The organism is Aliiroseovarius sp. S1123 (genome assembly GCF_023015885.1).
GTDB lineage: Bacteria > Pseudomonadota > Alphaproteobacteria > Rhodobacterales > Rhodobacteraceae > Aliiroseovarius.
The window spans coordinates 1-717 of sequence record NZ_JALKBE010000021.1; the positions used below are offsets into that span (position 1 = coordinate 1).

The 717-nt window shown below is 52.6% G+C and carries 1 pseudogene; it reads left to right on the forward strand.

What is annotated here, in order from left to right:
* Positions 1 to 142: 142 nt before the first annotated feature.
* Positions 143 to 643, forward strand: a pseudogene (locus MWU53_RS15905) (integrase core domain-containing protein); the annotation flags it as partial.
* Between the last annotated feature and the right edge of the window lie 74 nt (positions 644 to 717).

Sequence of the window (717 nt, forward strand, 5' to 3'; positions counted from 1 at the left end):
GCACGTTTGATATCTTTGACGATCTTCTCGCCTGGGCTCTTCGTTGTCTTTCTCATCGTCCACTCCTTGGTGGCTACGATGAGCAACAAACCCTCACTTAGCAAATAACGCTATTTGGACCCATAGGCGCTGACGGCAGACACTCGACGACTACAGTCGCTACATCGTCTCGTGGAAGCTCTGCACCAACATGCGAGCGGAGGACGTGACGGACACGCTGGACCTCGCATTGCAGGCATCCGGCTGCGATCAGGTTCATGTCGCTCACAAGCCGCGCCTGCTAAGTGACAACGGATCAAGCTATGTCTCTGGTGATTTGGCGGAATGGTTGAAAGGCAAGGGCATGAAGCACTCGCGCGGTGCGCCGTATCATCCCCAAACCCAAGGTAAGATTGAACGTTGGCATCAGACTTTGAAGAACCGCATCTTGCTGGAAAATTACTTCCTGCCCGGCGACCTCGAAGCTCAGATCGAAGCCTTCGTCGATCATTACAACCACCAGCGCTATCACGAGAGCATCAACAACGTCACACCTGCCGATGTTTACTTCGGCCGCGACAAAGCCATTCTAAAGCAAAGGGAAAGGATCAAACAAAAGACACTCGAAACGCGACGCTTGCATCACCGCCACCACGCCGCATAATGAAACCAACCAGATGAGCCAAACTCTCTATTAGTTTACGCAGCCATTGGTTCCAAAAACCCTGACGACGGACA